Here is a 24,179-nt window from a genome sequence, read left to right on the forward strand (position 1 = left end):
TACCGATGAAGATCACCATCTTCGGCGCCGGCGCGATCGGCGGCTATCTCGCGGCCAAGCTGGCGATCACTGGGCGGACTGATCTTTCGATCGTCGCGCGCGGCGCCCATCTGGAAGCGATCAAGGCAGATGGCCTGCGCCTGATCGAGGATGGCCAGGAGACGTCCGTCCCTGTCCGGGCCGCCGCGAAAGCCGAGGAACTTGGCATCCAGGATTATGTGGTGCTGGCGCTGAAGGCCCATTCCCTCACCCCGGCCCTGGACCAGATCGCGCCGCTGCTCGGGGACCAGACTGCCGTCGTCACCATGCAGAACGGCGTGCCTTGGTGGTATTTCCACGGCCTCAGTGGGCCGCTCGAAGGCACAAGGCTGAGCGCGGTCGATCCCGGCGGCGCGATCTGGCAGCGGATCGGACCGGAGCGCGTCATCGGCTCGGTCGTCTATCCCGCCGTCGAGGTCGATGCGCCGGGCCTCATCCGCCATGTCGAGGGCAAGCGCTTCTCGCTCGGCGAACCCTCCGGCGAGCGCAGCGAACGGGTCACGCTTCTGGCCGAGGAGATGGTCAAGGCCGGCTTGCAGGCGCCGGTGCGCGATGACATCCGCAGCGAGATCTGGGTAAAACTGTGGGGCAATCTCTCCTTCAACCCAATCTCGGCGCTGACCGGCAGCACGCTGGCCGCGATCGTCGCCGACGAGGGCACTCGCGCGCTCGCCCGCACCATGATGCTGGAGGCGCAGGCGATCGGCGAAAGCCTAGGCGTGCGTTTTCCCATAGCGGTCGACAGGCGCATCAAGGGCGCCGGCGATGTCGGCGAACACAAGACCTCGATGCTGCAGGATCTCGAGCGCGGCCGGCCGATGGAGATCGACGCGCTGGTGAGCGCGGTGCAGGAACTCGGCCGCCTGACGGACAAGCCGACCCCGACCATCGATGCCGTGCTGGCGCTGGTGCGGCGGCTGGCGGTGGAGCGCGGGTGTTATGGGTGAGGTGGAACGAAATCAGAGCCGTGGCATAAGCGCGCGACGATCCAGGCCTTGAGGCACCTTGACCTCATATCCCAGCTTGACTGGAGTTAGCAGCATGCTGAACGCCATTCACCACGTCGCGCTGATCTGCACCGACTACGACCGGTCGCGACGGTTCTACGTCGAACTCCTCGGCCTCGATCTGATCCGGGAGGTCTATCGGGAGGAGCGGCAGTCATGGAAGGCGGATCTGCGGATCGGGTCGGTCCAACTGGAGTTGTTCTCCTTCCCTGCACCGGCGATGCGGCCGTCCCATCCAGAGGCGACAGGCCTGAGACATCTGGCTTTTGCGGTGGCTAATCTTGATCCCGTAATTATGCGCCTGGAAGCCTCAGGCGTTGCCGTTGAGCCAATCCGGGTCGACCCATACACAGACCAACGGTTTACCTTTTTCAGAGACCCGGATGGATTGCCGCTGGAACTCTACGAAGCCCCATAAGGAACGGTTCGCTTTCACGACGGGCGCTGTGTACTGACGGTCTCGGTATCGGCGGACCGCGAATCTGTGCTAAGCGCCGCCCAACCAACCAAAGGACGACACCAATGAGCGAACTGACCGTGGCCGAGGCGACCGAGAGCATCTATGCCTCGCTCCGGGCGGACAATGCCGACATCGACGCACATATCGCGACGCTTAAGGCGGCCCTGACACGAGAGGGGATAAAACAGGCGGTGTTCGATCCGACCAAACTGGCGCAGAACAACCGCTCGGGCCGCAAGTTGATGCAGGCTTATTTTCGGCAGCGCGGCGTGAGCGTGAGGTTCTCGGACCAGTAAACCGCGCGGACGATCTCAACCGCGCCGTTGGGAGTTTTTTCGGCTGGTCCGTCGCCATCTGGACGTCGGGACTGCGTCGCATGTTGATGCTGCAGGACCTAGAGCGCGGCCGGCCGATGGAAATCGATGCGCTGGTGAGCGCGGTGCAGGAATTTGGCCGGCTAACGGAGAAGCCAACCCCCACCATCGATGCCGTGCTGGCGGTGGTGCGGCGGCTGGCGGTGGAGCGCGGGTGTTATGAGTGAAGGGTGGCAGGGTTGATCGCGGCCTTTACTTGATCCCTCTAGGATCCAGCTGCATGGCTGTCCGAGCAGGGAAAATTCATAGCAATCTGAGGGGAGTTCAGCCGGATTTTGGAGTCCTTGCCTTTCGCGGATCGGAGGGCTTGTGCGTTTAAGATTTTTCCCGCCTAATGAGGAGGCGATTCGCTCTCAGCAGAGGTCCCTATGCCCTCCTTCCGAACTGCCATCATTGATAGTCCACAGGATGCCGAGCGTAGGCTCGCAGATTGGGGGCTTGCTGCTGAACAATTTCTTGCGGTCAGAGACTCGGCGCGAGCAGCAGCGGACAACGCAAGCCCCTTGATGCCTCTGAACGCACCTGGCACGCTGGGATATATTCATGGCGTAGGCGCACTCCGTGGCCAACTTCTTGATGGCGAATGGGTCATTGACCGGACACTTGGTGTTGAGGCTGTGATTAACCATCGGCTGGGGTTGCGCATCGGCTATCAGAACGTGGACCGGGCCTGTGACGTAGTTTTCCCCCCAATGCCACGCTCAGAGCGAGGCAACGGGACAGCGCGTCTATGCAGGCTGCCGCTTTTCGAGCATTTCGGAGTGGAATTGGAATCCGATGCTGATCGCTTGCCTAGCGATGAGCTCCAAGACCCGCTGGGAGATCAGGTCGTTACCTACTTTGTTATGGTTGGTGAGGATGGAAGCGTGGAGCTGTCACGGCCCATTATCGCAAATAAGAAATACGACCAGTTCGTTGAGCGCATATTTGTGGACAACCCAAGTGACGACTGGGGCGAGATCATGGACCCTGAGATGGGTCCGGTTGAGGATTTCGATGTTCCTGTAATCTTCAAAGACAACGCGTGATGTTCTCCGCTGAGCGATTAAAGGTAGCCCGCCATCGAAAAAAGCTATCTGGGAAGGAGTTGGCAGCTGCTGCAGGTCTCACAGATGTCACAGTGTCCAAAGCGGAAAATGGCCATCAACCCGACGAGACTACGATAAACAAGCTTGTGGCCGCCTTGGGGTACCCTCGGGACTATTTTTTCATGGACAAGCCCGAGGTCCTTGAAACCCGCGCAGTATCGTTTCGGAGCCTGAAGAAAATGAAGGCGGCCGAGCGAGATGCTTCGCTGGCCGCCGGTTCTCACGGGATAGCTTTCTACCAGTGGCTCGACAAGCGATTTAAGCTGCCCGGACCTGATCTAATAGACTTGAGCAAGGAACATGGGAGGCCTGAAGTTGCAGCCCGTCTCTTACGCCAGCACTGGGGAATTGGGGATCGACCTGTCGGCAATATCCTAAAGCTGTTTGAATCGAAGGGCATTCGGATACTGTCTCTCTCGGAGAACACGAAAAATGTTGATGCGTATTCGTTCTGGCATGACGACCACCCTTATGTTTTCTTGAACCAAAAGAAGACGGCCGAGCGCTCCAATTTCGATGCCGCTCACGAACTGGGCCACCTTGTTCTGCACTTTCACGCTCAGGCGGAGTCCGCGCCGGAAGATGACGCCGAACGGGAAGCCAACCGGTTTGCATCCGCTTTCCTTATGCCGGAAGCGGATGTCAAAAGTGTTATCACCTATGTCTACAGCTCGTCCCAGGTCATCAGGGCGAAGGTTCGCTGGAAGGTCTCCGCAATGGCGTTGGCAAACCGGCTGCATCAAGTAGGGATGCTGACTGAATGGAACTATAGGTCGATCATTATCGAACTGGGAAACCAAGGCTATCGATCGGGCGAACCTCTTGGCGTAGAGCGTGAAGTCTCCACTGTGCTAGCGAAGGTGCTCTCCACGTTGTGGACCAAGGGCATTACCAAGCGCGACATCGCGAAGGAACTCAATTTGCCTTGGGACGAAATTGAGTATCTGCTCTTTGGGCTTGCCGCAAAAACCCCGACCACTCCGCCTCCGCACACTAACCTCAAGTTGGTAGGCTGACTGAGTCATCAACGACCACCTTGCCGCCGCCCAAACCAACCAAAGCACGACACCAATGAGCGAACTGACCGTGGCCGAGGCGACCGAGAGCATCTATGCCTCGCTCCGGGCGGACAATGCCGACATCGACGCACATATCGCGGCGCTTAGGGCGGCGCTGACACGAGAGGGGATGAAACAGGCGGTGTTCGATCCGACCAAACTGGCGCAGAACAACCGCTCGGGCCGCAAGTTGATGCAGGCTTATTTTCGGCAGCGCGGCGTGAGCGTGAGGTTCTCGGAGTAGAACGGCGCGCGAGCGATCTCAACCGCGCCGTTGGCAGTTCTCGGTCGGGACATGCGCCGCACTCAGGTTTTAATCGTATGGGAGCTGTTTCAAAAGTCGGCCCTGGATCGCGGAGGGGATGTGACATGGTGGATTTCGACCGGATCGACAAGCTGATCGCAGCGGTGCCCCCCGCCTTGGCGCTTCGCGCCGGATTGGACCTTGGCATCTTCACCCGGCTCGGTGAAAGTGCTGTGACTGCCGACAGCCTCGAGGCCACGCTCAAAGTCGAACCCGATCGTCTGTCGCGGCTCCTCTACGCGCTCGCCAGCATCGGTCTCCTCGAAGTCGACGATGGTCAATTTCGCAACGGAGCCGAAGCGTCGGAGTTCCTCGACGCGTCCAAGCCGACCTATCGCGGCGGTGATCATGCGCTGCTGCGCGAGCTTTGGGGAGCCGACCTGCTGACTGCAGAGTCACTGCGGCAGAACCGGCCGGCTGCGCTGCACGACTTTTCCGATGCGGGACCTGAGTCCGTGGCGGCTTTCAGCCGCATGCTCGCGCCGGGCGGGGTGATTTTCGGCCGAAATCTGGCCCGGGAGATGGACCTCTCGGCGGTCGGTTCGGTGATCGACATCGGCGGAGGCGCCGGGACCATACTGGTCGGGCTTCGCGAGCGGTGGCCGCACATTGCGGCGACGCTGATGGAACTCCCAACGGTCGCAGCGGTCGCGCCAGCTATCCTGTCTGAATACGGTGCCGACGACGTGGTTGTCGAAGAGGGGGACATAACCGTCGCGCCATCGATCGGTCGGCACGATCTGGCGATCCTGAAGGCCGTCGTCCAGGTGCTTCCGCGGGACCAGGCGCGCAGTTCGATCCTGAACGCGGCACGTTGCCTCACACAAGGCGGCGAGATCGCAATTGCGGGGTGGGGTGTCGTCGATGACGACCGCCTCGGCCCGCCTGAGGGTGTCTTTCTCAATCTCACCTTCTTGAACCTCTATCGCCATGGCGAATCGTACACTGAAGGTCAGTATCGCGCATGGATGACCGAGGCTGGATTCCGGGATATCTCCAGGTCGCGCCTGACGGACGGCTGCACGTTGTTTCGCGCGCGCCTCACGGGCTGACTCAATAACAGCGATCTGCCGCCGCAAGTGCCTCGGCACGGTGAGCTTCGTCCAGTGCGCCAATCCGCCGGACCGACGCATAGAACCTGACATAATCGCCCGAACACAAGTCGAACAGGCGGAGAAACGCGGTCACCCGATCGCTATAGACGGAAGTCGCGGCGAGCTTTGCATTGTTGATTGGGGACGCGAACCAGGCATCGTATCCCCTGTATCGGCCCCAGCGCCTGTCGCGCATGTGTCGGTAGCGCATCCGCAGCCGTTCAATCGCGGCCGTCTTTGCGGCCAGCTTTTGCTCCGAGGTGCCGGCGTTGGAATAGACTTTCGCCAACTCGTCCCGGGTCCGCGACACCAGCGCAAGAAATTCAGCCTTGCGTCTCCGGGCGGCTTCGTAGCGGCGCAATGCGGCGGTATCGCCAGTCGCGCGCAGCCATTTTCTAACGCCGGTTGTTTCGACGGCGACAGCGAACGCCTCGTTGAATGCGGAATCGTCGTGTACGTAGACGCGCTGATGGGCGAGTTCATGGAACACCAGCGCTGCAAGATAGGTTTCATCCTGGCCGAACATCGTGCTTAGCAGCGGGTCACTTGACCAGCCAAGCGTGGAATATGCAGTGATGCCCGTCACATAGACGTCCATGCCCTGTCCTTGAAGTTCGACAGCGGTTTCAGTCGCGGACTTCCTGGAGAAATATCCCCGGTAGGGAACGCAGCCGAAAACAGGAAAACACCATGTTCGCGGCGTCAGCGAAAATGCCGGCGCGGCGAAGACGGCCCATGTCACCGAATCCCGACCAATGTCGACATAGCTGCGGTAGCTGTTGTTGTCGGGCAGCGCCAGTTCATCCGTTGCGAACTGTCGTATAGCGCTCGCCGATGCCATTCGAGCGCGCAATGCCTTCGGCGTCGAAGGATCCTCGATCAGCTTTCCGACATCCTGGCGCGCCGTCATGATCTGCAGATGACCCTTCACGGACTGCGCGTAGTAGGAAACACTGGTGCAGCCGGTCACGCCGGACAGCACGGTCATAACCGCAACCAATCGAAAGAATGCGCGCATCACGATTTGCCCACAGCAGTGCTCCCCGTACCGATCGGACTGTTGTCGCGATTGCCCCCAGGTCCCAAGCAGTCGCATCGATTTGATCGAGGTCTATAGCTTTCTAAAGAATCCGGACAGAATATTCGGACCCGCTTCACCGGGCCGCAGTCTGATCCCATCCTCGAAACAGTTCAGCGTCACGCATTCGAAGCCGCTGTGTGCGAGGAGTGCCACCAGCGAGTCGCGGTCGAAGTGGTGGAGGTGCTCGTCGGGAAGACGCATACGCCACGTCCGGAACCACGCGTCGCCGTCGGCGCCGAGCTCGCGCCAGCGGCAGTAAGGGACGGCGACGGCAAGGTAGCGGGCCTTAAGCCGGGCGAGGAAACCCAGATCCGGGATGTGCTCAAGCACGTCGAACATGGCGACGAGATCCCACGAGCTGGAGAGCGCCTCGTCCCAATCGACGAAGCGCACGCCCTTGGGCAGCGGAAACCTGGTTATGTCGCAGCCGGCGCAGTCGGCGACCCCGGTTATTTTCGCGGCTTCGATGAATGTGCCGGTGCCATATCCGATCTCCAGCACGGACCGCGGAATCGCGCCGGTGAGTCCCAGCACCCAGCCAAGTCGCTGATATCCGAGCTTGATGGTCCGGTCACTCAGGTCCTCGTAATAGGAAATGTACTGCTTGTCGTATTTGATCGGTTTGGAGTCGACCTGGTGGATCACGCCAAACCCGTCCACCGCGTAGTTGTCCAACATTGGCGTGCGGCCTCCGGATTCCGAGCTCCTTACATGGCACAGCTAAACGCAACCGGGCAATCGAGCGGTTCAGGTATTCAGGCGCCAGCTTGAACTGATCAGTCCTTGCCCGCCCGCTTGAAAAACCGCGCGTAAAATTCGCCGACTATGCCGCGCCGGAAGACGAGCACGCACACCATGAAGATCAGGCCGGTGGCGATGGTCACCGGAAAGCCGGAGGTGGCAAGCGTGTTTTCCAGGCCGATGACCAGGCTGGCGCCGATGATCGGCCCGACCATCGTACCGATGCCGCCGAGAAGCGTCATCAGGATCACCTCGCCCGACATCTGCCAGGTGACGTCGGTGAGCGTGGCGAACTGGAAGACGATCGCCTTGAGCGAGCCGGCCAGCCCGGCCAGCGCCGCCGACATGACGAAGGCGCCCAGCTTGTAGTTGGCGACGGAATAGCCCAGCGAAATGGCGCGGTTCTCGTTTTCGCGGATCGAGCGCAGGATCATGCCGAACGGCGAATTGACGATGCGCCAGATGGCGAAGACGCCGATCAGGAACACCGCCAACACGAAGTAATACATGTTCAGCGAGACGTTCAGGTCGAGGACCCCAAGCAGCATGCCGCGCGGCACGCCCTGGATGCCGTCCTCGCCTTGCGTGAAGGGCGCCTGAACGCAGAAGAAGAAGAACATCTGCGACAGCGCCAGCGTGATCATGGCGAAGTAGATGCCCTGCCGGCGAATGGCGAAAAAGCCCATGACAAGGCCGAGCAGGGCCGCACCCGCCATGCCGAGCAGGATGCCGGCTTCCGGCGGCCAGCCCCAGACCTTGACGGCATGCGCGGTGAAATAGGCGGCGCCGCCGAAGAAGGTGGCGTGGCCGAACGACAGGAGCCCGGTATAGCCGAGCAGGAGATTGAATGCGCAGGCAAACAGCGCGAAGCACAGCATCTTCATCAGGAAGATCGGATAGACCAGGAAAGGCGCCACCAGCAGCGCCAGGATGCCGAGCCCGACCAGCGTCCATTCAAGCCGTGCCGAGGTTTTGGCCGATGCCTCGCGATGCGTCAGTTCCGACATGTCGGATGTCCCTTCCGACATGTCAGGCGTCCCTTCCGAACAGGCCGGCGGGCCGGACCAGAAGCACGATGGCCATGATGACGAAGACCACGAGGTTGGAGGCCTCGGGGTAGAAGACCTTGGTCAGCCCTTCGGCAAGGCCAAGCATATAGCCGGTGACGATCGCGCCGAGGATCGATCCCATGCCGCCGACCACGACGACCGCGAAGACGACGATGATGAGATCCGATCCCATAAGCGGGCTCACCTGGTAGATCGGTGCTGCCAGAATTCCGGCAAGACCGGCAAGCGCGGAGCCCAGACCATAGGTCAGGGTCAGCAGCAACGGCACGTTGACGCCGAAAGCCTGGACGAGACGGGGATTCTCCGTTGCCGCGCGCAAATAGGACCCAAGCCTGGTCTTCTCGATCAGCGCCCAGGTGCCGAAGCAGACGATCAGCGAGGCGACCACCACCCAGCCGCGGTAGTTGGGCAGGAGCATGAAGCCGAGATTGGTGCCCCCGGCAAGCAGCGGCGGCACGGCGTAGGGGTTTCCCGAGACGCCGTAATAGTAGCGGAAGATGCCTTCGAGCACGAGCGCGAGGCCGAAGGTGAAGAGCAGGCCGTAGAGCGGATCGAGCTCGTACAGCCTCGACAGCGCCAGGCGCTCGATCACGATGCCGAAGACACCGACGATCAGCGGCGCAAGGATCAAGGCGGGCCAGTAACCGATGCCGAGATGGGTGAGAAGCAGATAGCCGACGAAGGCGCCGAGCATATACTGGGCGCCATGGGCGAAATTGATGACGCGCAGCAAGCCGAATATGACGGCCAGCCCGAGGCTCAACATGGCGTAGAAAGAGCCGTTGATCAGGCCGACCAGCAACTGGCCGAGGAATGCCTGCACGGGGATGCCGAAGATCATCGTCATGGCGCCATCATACACCCAGGACTTCGTGGAGCTGCGTCATGCGGTCCGGCAGTTCGCCTACCGGAAACCCTGCCACGACCTTGCCATGCTCCATCAGATAGAAACGATCGGCGACACGACTGGCGAAGCGGAAGTTCTGCTCGACCAGCAGGATCGTCATGCCGCGCTTTTTCAACGTCGCCAGCAACGCGCCGATGCGCTGTACGATGACGGGAGCGAGACCCTCCGTCGGCTCATCGAGAAGCAGCATTTTGACGCCGGTTCGCAGCATGCGTGCGATCGCCAGCATCTGCTGTTCGCCGCCCGATAGCCTCGTGCCGGGGCTGTTGCGGCGCTCCTTCAGATTGGGGAAGAGATCGAATATCTCCTCGACGCTCATGCCGCCCTCGGCGACGACCGGCGGCAGCAGCAGGTTCTCGTCGACGGTCAGCGTCGCGAAGATGCCGCGTTCCTCGGGCACGAAGCCGATGCCTTGATGGGCGGTGCGGTGCAGCGGCAGCCGCATCAGATCCTTGCCGTCGAAAGCGATCCGGCCGGTCCGCTTGCGGATCAGCCCCATGATGGCGCGCAGCGTCGTCGTCTTGCCGACGCCGTTGCGGCCAAGCAGCGTGACCGTCTCGCCGGAAAACACTTCCAGGTCGACGCCGTGCAGCGCATGGCCCTCGCCATACCAAGCGTTGAGGCCGCCGACCGTAAGGAGGGGTGCGGCGCTAGTCATCGGCGGTACCCATATAGGCGATCTTGACGCGCTCGTCGCAGCTGACCGTGGCGTAATCGCCGGCGGCCAGCACCTCGCCGCGCTGCATGACCGTTATCCAGTCGCAAAGGTCGGCCACCACGGTCAGATTGTGCTCGACCATCAGCACGGCGCGATCCCTGGCCACCGAACGGATGAGGTCGGAAACGGTGGCCACGTCCTCATGCCCCATGCCGGCCATCGGCTCGTCCAGCAGCAGCACTTTCGGATCGAGCGCCAAGGTCGTGGCGATCTCGAGCACGCGTTTCCTGCCATAGGAAAGATCGCCGGCAAGCCTGTTCCTGGCGTCATCCAGACCGACCGAGCGCAGCAATTCCTCGGCGCGCGGCGTCAGCCGGTCGAGCGCCGCCAGCGAGCGCCAGAACTGAACGCTGAGCCCGCCCGGCCGCTGCAGCGCGACGCGGACATTGTCGAGCACGCTGAGGTGCGGAAAAATCGCCGATATCTGGAACGAGCGCACCAGGCCCATCCGCGCGACCCTGGCCGGCGACGCGCGGGTGATGTCGTGGCCAAGCAGTTCGATCCTGCCGCTGGTCGGCGCCAGGAACTTGGTGAGCAGGTTGAAGACCGTCGTCTTGCCGGCGCCGTTGGGTCCGATCAGGGCATGGACGTTGCCATGGCGGACATCCAGATCGACGTTTTTCACGGCGATGAAGCCGGCAAAGTCACGCCGCAACCCGCGGGCGGAAAGCACCACAGGCGGCTCGTTCGCGTTCAGGTCAGGCGGCGCCATGGCCGCGCCGATCACTGGCCGGCCGTCGGACAGCCGCTTTCCTTTTCGCTGAGGAAGGCCTCTTTGCCCGGAATGGTGGCGAGATATTTGTAGTAGTCCCAATCCTTGGTGCTCTCGGCTGGCGCCTTGACCTGATAGAGATACATGTCGTGGACCATGTTGCCGTCCGCCTGCACCTTGCCGTTGGTTATCACCGCATCGTCCACAGGCATCGAATGCAGTTGCTTGGCGACGGCTTCGGTCTCGTCCGTGCCGGCCTTGTCGATCGCCTTCAAATACTGCGTCACCGCCGAATAGGTCGCGGCCTGGATCATGTTCGGCATGCGGTTGGTGTGCTTGAAAAAGCGCTGCCCGAATTCGCGGCTCTTGTCATCGCGATCCCAGTAATAGCCTTCGGTCAGCACGACGCCCTGCGCCGCCTGAAGGCCAAGCCCATGCACCTCGGCCAGCGTGAACAGGAGTGCGGCAAGACGCTGACCGCCCTGCACGATGCCGAATTCGGCCGCCTGCTTGATCGAGTTGGAGGTATCGAGGCCGGCATTGGCCAGGCCGATGACCTTGGCGCCCGACGATTGCGCCTGCAGCAGGAAGGACGAATAATCGGTCGACCCGAGGGGATAACGCACCTCGCCCAGCACCTTGCCGCCATGGCCCTCGACGAACTTGGTCGTCTGCTCTTTCAGCGAATAGCCGAATGCATAGTCGACGGTGACGAAGAACCAGCTGTCGCCGCCCTGCTGCACGAGAGAGCCGCCGGTGCCCACCGCTTGCGAATGTGTGTCATAGGCCCAGTGGAAGCCATAGGGCGAGCATTGTTTGCCGGTCAGCTCCGTGGTCGCCGCGCCAGTGACGATGTCGATCTTCTTCTTTTCCTTGGAAATCCCCTGGACGGCGAGCGCCACCGAAGAGGTCGTCAGTTCCATGATGGCATCGACCTGCTCGGTGTCATACCACTGCCGGGCGATGTTGGAGGCGATATCCGGCTTGTTCTGGTGGTCGGCGCTGATGATTTCTATCGGTGCTCCCTGCACCTTGCCGCCGAAATCCTCGACCGCCATCTTGGCCGCCTCGACCGACCACTTGCCGCCGAAATCGGCATAGACGCCCGACTGGTCGTTGAGGATGCCGATCTTGACCTTGCCGTCGGAAATTTCGGCGGCCGAGGCGGGGAATGAGGATGCGACGAGAAGCGCGGCAGAAACGAAATGGCTTACCTTCATGGTTGACTTCCTCCCATTACGATGAATCCGGCCGCCCCCTACGATCGATCATCTGCAATGGTATTGAACATGAGGAAGAAGGGGACATAGGGCAAGAGGCCGTCCCGGATTTCGTGATCGAAGCGATGCGCTTTGGGGACAGAACGCCGGCCTTGGGCCCGAGATAGAAACACAACCACGTGAACCGCGACCTGCGGCAGTACTTGCCTCAGCCCTCGGCGGCGACGAGGTGGCCGTTGCCGACATCCCTCAGCGCCAGTTTCAACGGCGCCTCGCCGATCCTGCGGGTGGCGCTCGGGATCTCCTGGTCGAGGCGGGCGAAGCGGCTTCGGCGCTTGCCTGGATCGGGCACGGGCACGGCTTCGATCAGGCGCCTGGTGTAGGGGTGGCGCGGGTTGGAAAAGACCTGGTCGCGCGTGCCCATCTCGACGATCTGGCCGAGATACATGACGGCGACGCGGTCGGAGATGTTCTCGACCACCGCCATGTCGTGCGAGATGAACAGATAAGCGACGCCGAATTCGCGCTGCAATTCCTTCAACAGATCGAGCACGCGCGCCTGCACCGAGACGTCGAGCGCCGAGACGCTTTCGTCGGCGATGATCAGCTTCGGCCGCAGCGCAAGGGCGCGTGCGATACAGACGCGCTGGCGCTGGCCGCCGGAGAATTCATGCGGATAGAGTTCCATCTGATCGGCCGACAGGCCGACACGCTCGAACAGCGCCGCCACGCGGGCGTGGCGCTCTTCCTTCGAGGCGATGCCATGGATCAGCAGCGGCTCGGCGACGAGGTCGCCGACGCGCATGCGTGGGTCCAATGAGGCGTAGGGGTCCTGAAAGATCATCTGCACGTCGCGGCGCACCGCCTTGCGTTCGTCGCGGCCGAGTCCCGACAGATTGCGCCCGCCAATGGCGATGTCGCCGCTGTAAGGCACCAGTCCGGCCAGCGCCTTGGCGGTGGTCGACTTGCCACAGCCGGATTCGCCGACCAGCGCCAGCGTCTCGTTGGGCGCGATCGAGAAGCTGACGCCTTCGACGGCGTGGACGCGACGAGTGACCCGGCCGAAGAAGCCGCCATGCAGGTCGAAGCGGACATACAGGTCCTTGACCTCCGCGACATCGGCCGGCGCCGCCGTCTCGGCATCCCTGGATTGCTGGCGGCCGACACCGCTGCCGATGCGCGGCACCGCGGCCAGCAGCTCGCGCGTGTAGTCGGCTTGCGGCCTGGCAAAAATGTCAGCGGTTTTTCCCTCTTCGACCATGCGGCCATGCCGCATGATGATGACGCGGTCGGCCATTTCGGCGACCACGCCCATATCGTGGGTGATCAGGATGACGCTGGTGCCACGCTGACGCTGCAGGTCGCGCAGAAGCTCCAGCACTTCGCCTTGCACGGTGACATCGAGCGCCGTTGTCGGCTCGTCGGCGATCAGCACATCCGGCTCGAGCGCCAGCGCCATGGCGATCATCACGCGCTGGCGCATGCCGCCGGAGAGCTCGTGCGGAAACTGCTTTAGCCGGCTTTCGGCTTCCGAAATGCGCACCGCCTTCAACGCCTCGATGGCGCGCTGACGGGCCTCGCTTTGTGACAGGCTGGTATGCGCCTCGATGGATTCGGTGAGTTGCCGGCCGATCGACAGCACCGGGTTGAGCGATGTCATCGGCTCCTGGAAGATCATGGCGATGCGGTCGCCGCGAATGCGCCGCATCCGGCGCTCGTCCAGAGCTGTCAGATCTGTATCGCCGAGATGGACCTTGCCGGATGAAATCCGGGCGGCAGGCTTCGGCAGAAGCTGCATGATCGCGAGCGCGGTCATCGATTTGCCGGAGCCGGATGCACCGGCAATGCAGAGTGTCTCGCCACGCGCCAGCGTCAGCGACAGGTCGGAGACGACCTCGCGCTCGCCATCCTCGCCGCGCACGCTGACGCAGAGGTTGGCGATGTCGAGGATGGGTTTGGGGGTTGAGGTCATTGCAAAGGCAGAGTTCTGAAAGGTTTATTCCGGCACGCCCCCCTCTGTCCTGCCGGACATCTCCCCCTCAAGGGGGGAGATTGGACGCCACAACGGATTTCGCCAATTTTCAGCGGTGAAGAATGGGCGAGGCGGAGAAGCTGCCAATCTCCCCCCTTGAGGGGGAGATGCCCGGCAGGGCAGAGGGGGGTGTCTTGGCGCCGACCTCTCATTCAAACACGCAGCGCGGAAAGTAGAACGACACCACCCAGTTCGGCATGTCGACGATTTCGCTGATGCGGAGATCGCCGCACACCGAGGCCAGCATGTAGGCTTCGACCGGGTCAATCTTGTAACGACCGGCGAGCAGGTCGACCATCTGGGCGACGGCCTCCCTGGCGCCCGCCATCAGGTCCGGACCGATGCCGGTCGTCACCTCATAGCCCTTGCCGTCGAGATGGCGCGTCACCGGGCCCGGCGTGGTGAAGCGCGGTGTCTTCAACCTGGCATCCTTGACCAGGTCGAGCTTGAGCACGACATCCATCGGGCTCTCGATCGCGGTGCCGCAGACCTCGCCGTCACCCTGTGCGGCATGCGTGTCGCCGACCGAAAACAGCGCGCCGGCCACCTCCACCGGCAGATAGAGCGTGGTGCCGGCGGCGAGATCGCGGATGTCGAGATTGCCGCCGACGCGGCGAGGCGGCACCACCGAATGGTGGCCCATTTCAGCCGGCGCGTTGCCGATGGTGCCGGCGAACGGTTTCAGCGGCACGCGGGCGTTCTTGCCGAACAGCGCCGGCTCCAGCGAGGTGGCGTCATATTTCCAGATGTTCAGCGCCGGCTCCTTGAAGTCGTCGGCGAGCAAGCCAAAACCGGGAATGTTGGCCGTCCAGCCGAAGCCGGACGGTTTGAACATCTCGATCGTCACCTTCAGCGCGTCACCCGGCTCGGCACCCTCGACGAAGATCGGCCCGGTCACCGGGTTGACCTTGGCGAAATCAAGCTTGGCGACGTCGGCAACGGTGCTGTCAGGCCTCAGCTGACCGCCGCCGGCATCGAGACACTGGAACTCGATGGTCGAGCCGGGCGCCACCCGCTCGACCGGGGCAAACGAATTGTCCCAACCGAAATGGTGATGGCGCCCATGGATGGTGTAGTCGCAGTTATTGCACATCTTTTACGTACACATTGTCGTAGTTGATCGGGATATGGACCGGGTCGACATAGAGGTTGTCGGCACCGCCCATGCGCGCCGATTTCATGGTGAAACGCTGCTCGTTGAAGACCGGCGCCCAGGGTGCGTCCTCCATCACCTTGTCGTAGATGGCGCTCCACATCTTGTCGCGCTCGCCAGCCTTGGCCGGGTCGACCACCGAGTCGGCCTCGGCTGCCTTGGCGTCGAGATCCTTGTTGCAATACCACGACCAGTTCCAGCCGCCCGGCACCGCGCCGGCACAGCCGAGGATCGGCCCGTAGAAGTTCGACGGGTCCGGGAAGTCGGCGATCCAGGCCATGCCGCCGGACCAGATCATCGGCGCGCCGGCCTTGTCGCCGCCTGCGGCGATGACGTTGGCCTGGGCGAGCGACTGGATGCTGGCCTTGATGCCGATCGCCGCCAGATCCTGCTGGATCGCCTGGGCGATGCGCGGGTTGGGATCGGTGTTCATGGCGAACAATTGCGTCTCGAAGCCGTCGGGGTGGCCAGCCTCGGCCAGCAACGCCTTGGCCTTGGCGACGTCATAGGGGTAGCCCTTGTATTCCTTGTCGTAGCCCGGCATCGACGGCGGCAGCGGCTGGTTGGCCGGCACGGCGCGGCCGTTGATGATCTGGATGACACGCGCCTTGTTGATCGCCATGTTGACCGCCTGGCGCACCTTCACATTGTCGAACGGCGCCATGGTGGTGTTCATGGTGACGTAGCCGGTGTGCAGCTGGCCGCCTTCGACGACGCGCGCCTTCTGCTCGGGATCGGCCATCACCTCCTGGAACTTGGCCGGCGGAATGCCATCGCCGGGCACGTCGATCTCGCCCTTCTGCAGGCGCAGCAGCGCGACGATCGGCTCCTGGCCGATCTCGAAGGTGATCTTGTCCAGATGTGGCAGGCCCTTGTGCCAGTAATCCGCGTTGCGCTCGAAAACGATGCGCTGGCCGAGCGTCCACTCGGCGAGCTTGAAGGCGCCGGTGCCGACCGGATGTTTGCCGAAATCAGCGCCGTATTTCTCGACCTCCTCCTTCGGCACGACATGCGCGAAGTTGATGGCCATGACATGCAGGAAGGTGGCGTCGGGCCGGGTCAGTTCGAACTTGACCGTGTAGGGATCGACGACGGTGACGCCCGACAGGCCTTCGGCCTTGCCGGCCGCGACATCGTCATAGCCCTTGATCGAGCCGAAGAAGCCGGCGCCGGGGCTCTGCGTCTTCGGATTGGTGACGCGGTCGAGCGAATATTTCACGTCGTCGGCGGTCATCTCGCGGCCATTGTGGAATTTCACGCCGTGGCGCAGCTTGAAGGTGAAGGTCTTGCCATCGGGCGCGATCTCGTAGCTTTCGGCGAGGTCGGGCTTCAAATTGGTGGTGCCCGGCTCATAGTCCATCAGCCCGTCGAAAAGGCTCTTGATCATCGACCAGTTCTGCCAGTCATAGCCGATCGCTGGGTCGAGCGTGGCGACATCGTCCTTGTAGGTGATGGTGATGGCGCCGCCCTGCTTGGCGTTCGGATCGACGGCGTCCTCGGCGCGAACGCTTGTCATGCCGAGCATCAGCGCCAGCGCCGATGCCGCTACCGTTGATGCGAGAAACTTTTTCATTGTTATGTTCCCTTTCTCTGTTTGTTTTCTTGGTTTCATCTGAGTTTGATACGGGGGTCGATGAACGGCGCGATGATGTCGGCCACCAGATTGCCGAGCACGATCGCAAAGGCCGAGACCAGCGTGACGCCCATGATGATCGGTATGTCGACGCGCTGGATGGCTTGCCAGGCGAGCTGGCCGATGCCGGGCCAGCCGAATACGCTTTCGACGACGACGATACCGCCCATGAAGATGCCGATGTCGATGCCGATCATGGCGATGACCGGCAGTATGGCGTTGGGCAAAGCGTGGCGGAAAATGATGGCGCGCCTCGCCAGGCCCTTGGCGCGGGCGGTGCGGACATAATCCTGGCGCAGCACGTCGATCATCGACGAGCGCATCATGCGCGCGTACCAGCCGGCGCCGAGGATGCCCATGGTCAGCGACGGCAGCACCAGATGACGCCAGGTGCCGTAGCCGCCGATCGGAAACCAGCTGAGCCTGACCGCAAAGACGTAGAGCAGCAGCAGGCCGACGACGAATTGCGGCGCCGAGACGCCGACGAAGGAAGCGACCATCAGTGTCTGGTCGGTGGCGGTGCCGCGCCTGACGGCTGCGATCAGGCCCATGCTCAGGCCGAGCAACAGCTCGCACAGGATGGCTCCGACCATCAGCAACAGGCTGGCCGGCAGCCGCGAGACGATCAGCTCGGTGACCTCGGAGCGCTGGATGTAGGAGCGGCCGAGATCGCCGCTGACGAGCTTGGTCAGATAACGCCAGTACTGGACGACGAACGGCTGGTCGAGGCCGAGCTGCTGGCGGATGTTCTCGACCGTCTGCGGCGTGGCGCTGCGGCCGGCGATCTGGCGCACCGGATCGGCCGGCAGGAGATAAAGCAGCGCGAAGGTGATCAGCGAGACGCCTAGCAGGATCAGCAGCGACTGGATCAGGCGGCGGCCGAGATAGGCGATCATGCCCGGCCCCTTTGCGTCGGATCGAGAATGTCGCGCAGCGCATCGCCGATCAGGTTGAAGGCCAGCGCCAGCGCCAGGATCGCCGCACCCGGGAAGAACACCAGCCAGGGTGCGGCCTGGAAATAGGTCTGGTTCTCGAAGATGATGTTGCCCCACGACGCCGTCGGCGGCTGCACGCCGATGCCGAGGAAGCTGAGCGTTGCTTCGAGCAGCACGGTGGTCGAAATACCGAGCGTACCCCAGACGATGATGGTCGGCAGCAGATGCGGCAGGATGTGACGAAACAGGATGCGCGGTGCACTCGCCCCGATGGTGCGTTCGGCGTCGATGAACTCACGCTCGGCGAGCGATGAGGTCTCGGTGTAGATGACGCGCGCGGTCTGCACCCAGTTGACCAGGGCGATGACCATGGCGACGATCCACAGGCTGGGCTCGAACACGGCCGCCAGGCAAATGGCGAGCAGCAGCGCTGGAAACGCCATCATCAGGTCGGTGAAGCGCATCAGCGCGCTGCCGATCCAGCCCCGGAAATAGCCTGCGGTGACGCCGACCAGCGTGCCGATCAGAAGCGCCACGCCATTGGCGACGATGCCGATGATCAACGAGGTGCGCGCGCCATAGAGGATGCGGGTCAACAGGTCGCGGCCGAGCAGGTCCGTGCCCAGCCAGAATTTTGCATCCGGCGGCAAGGGCGAGCCCTCGATGGTCAGGCCGTCGAACATCTGCTCGTTGGGGTCATAGCCGGTCAGCCATGGCGCCAGCACGGCGCCGGCAACGACAATGGCGACGATGACCAGCCCAAGCAGCGCCAGACGGCGCCTGACCAGCCGGCGCCAGACGCCGGCGCGCGGCTTGACCGGCATGCGCCCGGCAGCCGGGAGGTCAGGCGCGATGGGACTGGTCATCGCCGCCTTCTTCCCCCGTTGCTTCTTCACTTGTCATTGCCACGATCCGGCGCGCGGCATCCTCGACGCTGATCTGCCAGCTCATCGCCAGCGAGCGAAGCTGCGCATAGGCACGGCCGTCATCGGTGCCTTTCGACAATGCGGTCACCGCGCGCACGATGGTCTGGCGCTCGGCGACGCGCTGGCGAAGCGAGGCAATCTCGCCGGCCAGGTGCTTGCGCGCCTCGAAACTTTGCCTTGCGATCAGCAGTGCGCTGTAGACGCCGGCATTGCCGACCGGCTTCAGCAGCTGGGCGTCGGCCTTGTGCGACAGCGACCATTCGATGCGGCCCGGCGCCTCGGAACCGATGAGCGCCACCAGCGGCATCGGCGCTTCGCCGGGCTTCCACGGGAATTGCTCGTCAAAGCCGAGATCGGCGTCGAAGAAGACGAAATCGGCGGCCAGCGCCTCGGGCGGCAGTTCCGGCCAGCAGTCCAGCGCAATCAGGCCGATGGCCGACAATTGCCTGGTGATCGCCTGCACCGTCGGGTGCGGGCGATGCAGGATGAAGGCCCTGGCACCGCCGAGGTTGGGGATGCGTGGCGCCCTGGTCACGACACCACCCTCAGCCGCGGCCGACCGAATGTTTTCGCAGGATCGTAGCGCGACAGATACGGATCCGGCGCGACTTCGTCTTCGCGGCTGACGACCTCGAAGAAGCCGTCCGCGATGCGCCCGATGATCACCGGCAATGTCGCGTGCTGGGAGTGCGCATCGATGGCGATCGGCCCGAGCCGGGTGGAGAAGCGCCGTTCGGCGAAGGCTTTGGAAAACTCCGTCGGACCGGCATCTGCATCGTGCGAGAGCACGTCGGCCATCACCTGCACGGAGGCATAGGCGGAGGCCTCGAAGGACGAGGCGAAGGCGGCCGGCCGCGGCGCGAAATACGGCCCGACCGACAGATGTCCCTTGCCGGATTCACCGATCGCCGGCAGTTCGCCTTCGGTGAGGTTGCAGGAGATGACGGGGCAAGTCTCGGGACTGAAGGCGGCATCTTCGTGACCCAGGTCGCGATAGGCCGCGAGGAAGGCGTAGGACGAGGTGCCGATCAGGTTGTTGAGGATGAAGTTCGGCCGCGTGGCGCGGATCTCCGCGATCAGCCGCGTCACATCGGTCTCGCCGATGCGCAGATAGCGTTCGCCCAGCACCTTGCCGCCGGCATCCGCGATCAGGTCGCGCGCGACGCGGTTCATCTCCCAGCCCCAGATGTAGTTCGAGCCGAGCAGGAAGCCGTTGGCGCCGAAACGCGGCACGACATGCGCCATCAGCGGCACCAGATGCTGGTTGGGGCAGGCGTGCATGTAGACGACGTGCTCGTTGGCCTCGAAGCCCTCATAGGGGCAGGCGTACCAGAGCATGCCGCCGGCTTTTTCCAGAACCGGGATGGTCTCCTTGCGGCTCCACGAGGTGACGCAGCCGACGACATGGCGCGCGCTGCTGGTCTTGAAGATGTCCTCGCAGAGCGTCGCGTAGCGATCGGCATTGCTTTGCGGATCGCGTTCGACCGGCACCAGCTCGATGCCATGCTGGCGGTCGGCGTTGATGTCGGCGATCGCGCGCATGGCGCCCATGCGGCACGCATCCGAGACGAGCTGATAGCTGCCCGAGCGGGAATAGAGGATGCCGATCTCGATGCGCCGTTTCAAACAGATCCCCAAAAATAACAATGCCCCGCAGCCAGCGCCGGAGGGGCGAGGCATACGAGGCATTCTTGCCGCCCGGCGATCAGAGCCGGTATTTTTCCGACCTCTAACCTATTCGGTACGGGCGGTCAGTCAAGCCCTCAACGATATCAGTGTGCAACACTCATGCCATCGCTGTTTCGTTGCCACCAACTATCTGGCCGCCGGCCTCTGACTGTGTTGGCGGGCGTAGGCCACACAGGCGTCCACCGTGCTGACACAAAGCGCGTCGCGCCTGTTCGGTAAATTGTTGTCGCCGGCGTAGGCGACTTCGGCGACGCGGCCGTCGACCATGCGAATTTGCGTGTCGCAATAACCGCCGGGAGCGACGTTGACGGAGCCGCCGACCGCCGGGATCGCGCCGACCGCCAAAGTCGGAACCACAATGCTGAGATTGCCGCGCTGGACGATGCGCTTGTAGGTCCAGATCTGGCCCGATCGGCCAGCGTCGGCGGTGGCGGTCGGAAACCCGGCGCACATTCGAACATCGGCTTCGCTGAGGCCGACCATCTCCTTGCGGGCAGCCGCCGCAGTGGGGTCAGGCTTGGCGATACGCGACGTATCGTCGGGGACGACGCAGGAAGACTGGATGCCGACGAAGAGAACAGGAAGGGCAAGCTTTCGAATACAGGAAAATGTCATACCGATTATAGGATTTGCCCGATTGCGAATTTGCGTGGCGCCCGGCCGCTCCTTTTACCTAGTCAAACAGGCGATCGGATCAACCCGTGCGGCTTCACGAAAAAGTGGCCATGGCCGCATCATGGCCGGCGGCTGGGAAGCGGGCTCGCGCCGGGGGCGGCCATCGGAAACCGGATGCGAGCCGCAAGGGCCGCATCCTCCCGCGGGCGGATCAATGGCCCTGCAACTGTTTCCGCCGCCAGGCGGCGGGCGCTTCGCCGACCCGCGCGCGAAAGAACCGTGAAAAATACGCCGGGTCGTCAAAGCCGATTTCATAGGCGATGTCCTCGACCGTGCGCACGGTGAACAGCAGCAGCCGCTTGGCCTCCAGCAGCCGCCGATCGCTGACGACCCGCTTGACGCCGGCGCCCAGCACCATGCGGCTGGCCTTGTCGAGGAGATGCGGCGTGGTGGCCAGCGCCTCGACGTAGCGGTCGACCGGCCAGTTATCGCGGAAATGCGCATCGGCGAGCCGACGCAGGCCGAGCGCCAGTGTGGCATCGGAAGACCCGGTGGCATCCTTTGTCTCGGGACTGAGGCGCGCGATGTGGGAGAGCGCAACGGCGATCAGCGCCGGCAGGACCCTGTCATTGCCGGCTTGCGCCTCGGCGTATTCGGCGGCGATCATCTCCAGCACCGCCGCCAATCTGGCCCACGCCGCGTGCCGCGGCAGACCGTCGGCAAAGACTGGCCGGTCCAGCGGCAGCAGGCTGTGAGCGGCGATTGCCGCGAGCGCATCGTCAGCGACCGAGACGACGATGGCGTCGGTGCCGGGTCCGATCGAGAAGCCGTGCACGATAGTGCTCGGCACGAAGCTGACGGCCGGCGCTGAAAAGTCCCAAGACCGGTCTTCAATGCGGTAGGTGCCGGAGCCGCCGGTCCAGTAAGTGATCTGGCCCATCTGCGGGTGCTTGTGCGCCGCGACTTGGCCAAGATGGATGTTGCTGCGCGCAAGCACCGTCTCGACATGCAGGAAACCGACATCGAGCGGCCGCACCGGCTCGCCATAGACGAAGAAGTCGGGGATGGAGTTCTGGCTCATGGCGCCGGAAAAAGTCCAATCGGTTTTGCCGTTCCGTCCATAACCGATCTCTCATCCAGGCGCTACGGTTGTTACCGAAAGTGGAGGAATATCATGCGATCGGAAGACTACCGCACTGATAAGGCACGCCCGTTCACCGGGGCCGAGTATCTGGAGAGCCTGCGCGACGGCCGCGAGGTCTATATCAATGGCGAACGGATCGCCGATGTCACCACGCATCCGGCGATGCGCAATTCGGCGCGGTCGCTGGCCCGCCTCTACGACGCACTGCATGATCCGAAGCGGCGAGACGCGCTGACCTCGCCGACCGACACCGGTTCGGGCGGCTACACCCACAAATATTTCCGCGTTGCCAAATCCGCGGGCGAACTCGCCGCGCAGCAGACGGCGATCGCCGAGTGGTCGCGCATGTCTTATGGCTGGATGGGCCGCACACCCGACTACAAGGCGGCGCTGATGAACACGCTCGGCGCCAATGCCGACTGGTACGGGCCGTTCAAGGACAATGCGCTGTCCTGGCACAAACGTGCGCAGGAAGCAGCACTGTTCATGAACCACGCCATCGTCAACCCGCCGATCGACCGCCACAAGCCGGCCGAACAGGTGAAGGACGTCTTCGTCCACATCACCAGGGAGACGGATGCCGGCATCTATGTCTCCGGCGCCAAGGTGGTGGCGACGTCATCGGCGCTGACCCATTACAATTTCCTGGCGCAGGGCTCAGCGACGGTCACCGAGGATCCGTCGCTGTCGGTGATGTTCATCGTGCCCATGAATGCGCCGGGGATAAAGATGTTCTGCCGCGTCTCCTACGAGCAGACGGCCAACACGGTGGCGGCACCCTTCGACTATCCGCTGTCGTCGCGCTTCGACGAGAACGACGCGATCCTGGTGCTCGACAATGTCTTCATCCCCTGGGAGGACGTGCTGGTGCTGCGCGACGCGCAGAAAATCCTGTCCTTCCATCCGGCATCGGGCTTCATGCATGGCTACTGTTTTCAGGGCTGTACGCGCTTCGCCGTCAAGCTCGACTTTCTTGCCGGCCTGCTGGCGAAGGCGCTGCGCGCCACCGGCGGCGATGCCTTCCGCGGCAACCAGGCGGCACTTGGCGAGGTCATCGCGCTCAGGCACATGTTCTGGAGCTTTTCCAACGCCATGGCCTACAACCCGATCCCATGGGCGAATGGCGCGGTGCTGCCCAATCTCGATGCGGCACTCGCCTACCGGACCTTCATGTCGGAAGCCTATCCGCGCGTCATCGACACCGTGCGCCGGGTGATCGCCTCGGGGCTGATCTACCTGCCGTCGTCGGTGCGCGACTTCAACAACCCCGCGATCGACAAATACCTGGCGCAGTATGTGCGCGGCTCCAACGACATGGGCCACATCGAACGCATCAAGATCATGAAGCTGCTGTGGGATGCGACCGGCACCGAGTTCGGCGGCCGTCACGCGCTCTATGAGCTCAACTATGCCGGCGCGCCGGAGGAGGTGCGGCTGCAGGTGCTGAAGGGCGCCGAACGCGGCGGGCGGCTGAAGGCGATGGAGGAACTGGTCGACACCTGCATGGCCGATTACGACGAAAATGGCTGGACCGGAGATACCTGGCTCAACCCGCTTGCCTCAATGGCCGAGTGAAACCAGATGGCCACGCAGATTTCGAAAGCCGATTTCCGCGACGCCATGGCAAGGGTCTGCGCGCCGGTCAACATCGTCACTACCGATGGGCCGGCAGGGCGCGGCGGCTTCACCGCTACCGCCATGTGCAGCGTCTCCGACGAGCCGCCGACGCTGCTCGTGTGCATGAATGGGCGCTCGACGCAGGCCGCCATGTTCCTGTCCAACCGGCGCTTCTGCGTCAACGTGCTGACACATGACCACATGCATCTGGCGGGAAAGTTTGCCGGGGCAACCAGGGATATGGAAGCGCGCTACTCCGCCGCGCGCTGGCAGACGCTGACCTCCGGCACGCCTGCGCTGTCGGATGCGATCGTCAATTTCGATTGCGAGATCGAGACTGTGCATGTTGTCGGCACGCACAATGTCATGATCGGCCGCGTCATCGATGTCCGGCACGGCAGCGGCGGCTCGGCCCTGCTCTATGTCGACCGCAACTACACGCAGCCGACGCGGCTTGGGAGCTTTGGCGGGTGAGTTTTCAGATGGCGCCTCCGCTTGACGGGTTGGAGCCGAAGCCTCCCCAACGTCGTCATCCTAGGGCGAAGCAGGAGCGAAGCTCCGT

General features: G+C 63.0%; 25 protein-coding genes and 1 pseudogene. 10 read left to right on the top strand and 16 right to left on the bottom strand.

The genetic code is table 11. From position 1 onward, the window contains the following. Positions 1-5 precede the first annotated feature (5 nt). From EOA16_RS24865 to EOA16_RS24900, 8 genes and pseudogenes are all read left to right on the top strand, one after another. Positions 6-986, top strand: a complete 981-nt coding sequence (locus EOA16_RS24865) for a 2-dehydropantoate 2-reductase (RefSeq protein WP_127260557.1) — start codon at positions 6-8, stop codon at positions 984-986. Positions 987-1,080: 94 nt separating this feature from the next. Beyond that, positions 1,081-1,464 (top strand): VOC family protein, encoded by a 384-nt coding sequence (locus EOA16_RS24870; RefSeq protein ID WP_127260558.1) that lies wholly within the window; start codon positions 1,081-1,083, stop codon positions 1,462-1,464. 104 nt (positions 1,465-1,568) lie between these two features. Beyond that, positions 1,569-1,802 carry a hypothetical protein gene (locus EOA16_RS24875; protein ID WP_126067124.1) on the top strand — a complete coding sequence of 78 codons (234 nt, stop codon included), beginning with the start codon at positions 1,569-1,571 and terminating at the stop codon, positions 1,800-1,802. Positions 1,803-1,888: 86 nt separating this feature from the next. Continuing rightward, positions 1,889-2,047 (top strand): annotated as a pseudogene (locus EOA16_RS24880) (ketopantoate reductase C-terminal domain-containing protein); the annotation flags it as partial. A gap of 201 nt (positions 2,048-2,248) precedes the next feature. Beyond that, complete coding sequence (locus EOA16_RS24885) at positions 2,249-2,908, top strand: hypothetical protein (RefSeq protein ID WP_127260559.1); 660 nt, start codon at positions 2,249-2,251, stop codon at positions 2,906-2,908. Continuing rightward, complete coding sequence (locus EOA16_RS24890) at positions 2,908-3,984, top strand: ImmA/IrrE family metallo-endopeptidase (RefSeq protein ID WP_127260560.1); 1,077 nt, start codon at positions 2,908-2,910, stop codon at positions 3,982-3,984. The genes EOA16_RS24885 and EOA16_RS24890 overlap by 1 nt, the downstream gene beginning before the upstream one ends. 55 nt (positions 3,985-4,039) lie before the next feature. Beyond that, positions 4,040-4,270: a hypothetical protein gene (locus tag EOA16_RS24895; RefSeq protein WP_127260561.1), complete on the top strand. Its 231-nt coding sequence runs from the start codon at positions 4,040-4,042 to the stop codon at positions 4,268-4,270. Between the two features lie 125 nt (positions 4,271-4,395). Beyond that, on the top strand, positions 4,396-5,382 hold the full coding sequence (locus tag EOA16_RS24900) for a methyltransferase (protein WP_127260562.1): 987 nt from the start codon (positions 4,396-4,398) through the stop codon (positions 5,380-5,382). 1 nt (position 5,383) lies between these two features. Here EOA16_RS24900 and EOA16_RS24905 read toward each other — a convergent pair whose 3' ends face one another. The 16 genes from EOA16_RS24905 to EOA16_RS24985 all read right to left on the bottom strand — a co-directional run bounded on the left by EOA16_RS24905 (position 5,384) and on the right by EOA16_RS24985 (position 21,937). Next, on the bottom strand, positions 5,384-6,442 hold the full coding sequence (locus EOA16_RS24905) for an aminopeptidase (protein ID WP_127260615.1): 1,059 nt from the start codon (positions 6,440-6,442) through the stop codon (positions 5,384-5,386). A 93-nt stretch (positions 6,443-6,535) separates the two neighbouring features. Beyond that, positions 6,536-7,183, bottom strand: coding sequence for a class I SAM-dependent methyltransferase (locus tag EOA16_RS24910; RefSeq protein WP_127260563.1), 648 nt, complete (start codon positions 7,181-7,183; stop codon positions 6,536-6,538). A gap of 98 nt (positions 7,184-7,281) precedes the next feature. Beyond that, complete coding sequence (locus EOA16_RS24915; RefSeq protein ID WP_127260616.1) at positions 7,282-8,253, bottom strand: branched-chain amino acid ABC transporter permease; 972 nt, start codon at positions 8,251-8,253, stop codon at positions 7,282-7,284. A 22-nt stretch (positions 8,254-8,275) separates the two neighbouring features. Continuing rightward, entirely contained in the window at positions 8,276-9,163 is an 888-nt protein-coding gene (locus EOA16_RS24920) for a branched-chain amino acid ABC transporter permease (protein ID WP_127260564.1), read from the bottom strand. Positions 9,164-9,170: 7 nt separating this feature from the next. Continuing rightward, on the bottom strand, positions 9,171-9,881 hold the full coding sequence (locus EOA16_RS24925; protein ID WP_127260565.1) for an ABC transporter ATP-binding protein: 711 nt from the start codon (positions 9,879-9,881) through the stop codon (positions 9,171-9,173). Then, positions 9,874-10,653: an ABC transporter ATP-binding protein gene (locus EOA16_RS24930; protein WP_127260566.1), complete on the bottom strand. Its 780-nt coding sequence runs from the start codon at positions 10,651-10,653 to the stop codon at positions 9,874-9,876. The genes EOA16_RS24925 and EOA16_RS24930 overlap by 8 nt, the downstream gene beginning before the upstream one ends. Before the next feature lie 11 nt (positions 10,654-10,664). Next, a complete protein-coding gene (locus tag EOA16_RS24935; RefSeq protein ID WP_127260567.1) occupies positions 10,665-11,873 on the bottom strand; it encodes an ABC transporter substrate-binding protein in 1,209 nt (402 codons plus the stop codon). 208 nt (positions 11,874-12,081) lie between these two features. After that, positions 12,082-13,845, bottom strand: a complete 1,764-nt coding sequence (locus EOA16_RS24940; protein WP_127260568.1) for an ABC transporter ATP-binding protein — start codon at positions 13,843-13,845, stop codon at positions 12,082-12,084. 208 nt (positions 13,846-14,053) lie between these two features. Next, positions 14,054-14,998, bottom strand: coding sequence for an acetamidase/formamidase family protein (locus EOA16_RS24950; protein ID WP_127260569.1), 945 nt, complete (start codon positions 14,996-14,998; stop codon positions 14,054-14,056). Beyond that, the gene (locus tag EOA16_RS24955; RefSeq protein WP_127260570.1) at positions 14,988-16,631 is read right to left on the bottom strand and encodes an ABC transporter substrate-binding protein; all 1,644 of its coding nucleotides are present in this window, start codon (positions 16,629-16,631) and stop codon (positions 14,988-14,990) included. The genes EOA16_RS24950 and EOA16_RS24955 overlap by 11 nt, the downstream gene beginning before the upstream one ends. A 35-nt stretch (positions 16,632-16,666) precedes the next feature. Next, complete coding sequence (locus EOA16_RS24960) at positions 16,667-17,587, bottom strand: ABC transporter permease (RefSeq protein WP_127260571.1); 921 nt, start codon at positions 17,585-17,587, stop codon at positions 16,667-16,669. Beyond that, positions 17,584-18,450: an ABC transporter permease gene (locus EOA16_RS24965; protein WP_206517363.1), complete on the bottom strand. Its 867-nt coding sequence runs from the start codon at positions 18,448-18,450 to the stop codon at positions 17,584-17,586. The genes EOA16_RS24960 and EOA16_RS24965 overlap by 4 nt, the downstream gene beginning before the upstream one ends. 19 nt (positions 18,451-18,469) lie before the next feature. Next, positions 18,470-19,087 (bottom strand): ANTAR domain-containing protein, encoded by a 618-nt coding sequence (locus EOA16_RS24970; protein WP_127260573.1) that lies wholly within the window; start codon positions 19,085-19,087, stop codon positions 18,470-18,472. Beyond that, positions 19,084-20,178, bottom strand: a complete 1,095-nt coding sequence (locus EOA16_RS24975) for a transporter substrate-binding protein (protein ID WP_127260574.1) — start codon at positions 20,176-20,178, stop codon at positions 19,084-19,086. Before EOA16_RS24975 ends, EOA16_RS24970 begins: the two co-directional genes overlap by 4 nt. Before the next feature lie 189 nt (positions 20,179-20,367). Continuing rightward, positions 20,368-20,856, bottom strand: a complete 489-nt coding sequence (locus EOA16_RS24980; RefSeq protein WP_127260575.1) for a hypothetical protein — start codon at positions 20,854-20,856, stop codon at positions 20,368-20,370. A gap of 211 nt (positions 20,857-21,067) precedes the next feature. Continuing rightward, complete coding sequence (locus tag EOA16_RS24985) at positions 21,068-21,937, bottom strand: helix-turn-helix domain-containing protein (protein WP_127260576.1); 870 nt, start codon at positions 21,935-21,937, stop codon at positions 21,068-21,070. Positions 21,938-22,030: 93 nt separating this feature from the next. On the opposite strand from EOA16_RS24985, the gene EOA16_RS24990 reads away from it, so the two are divergent. Both EOA16_RS24990 and EOA16_RS24995 read left to right on the top strand, forming a co-directional pair. Beyond that, positions 22,031-23,575 (top strand): 4-hydroxyphenylacetate 3-hydroxylase N-terminal domain-containing protein, encoded by a 1,545-nt coding sequence (locus tag EOA16_RS24990; protein WP_127260577.1) that lies wholly within the window; start codon positions 22,031-22,033, stop codon positions 23,573-23,575. 6 nt (positions 23,576-23,581) lie between these two features. Further along, entirely contained in the window at positions 23,582-24,091 is a 510-nt protein-coding gene (locus tag EOA16_RS24995; protein ID WP_027040156.1) for a flavin reductase, read from the top strand. Positions 24,092-24,179: the final 88 nt, after the last annotated feature.

The sequence above is a fragment of the Mesorhizobium sp. M7A.F.Ca.US.008.03.1.1 genome (assembly GCF_003997495.1).
Lineage (GTDB): Bacteria > Pseudomonadota > Alphaproteobacteria > Rhizobiales > Rhizobiaceae > Mesorhizobium.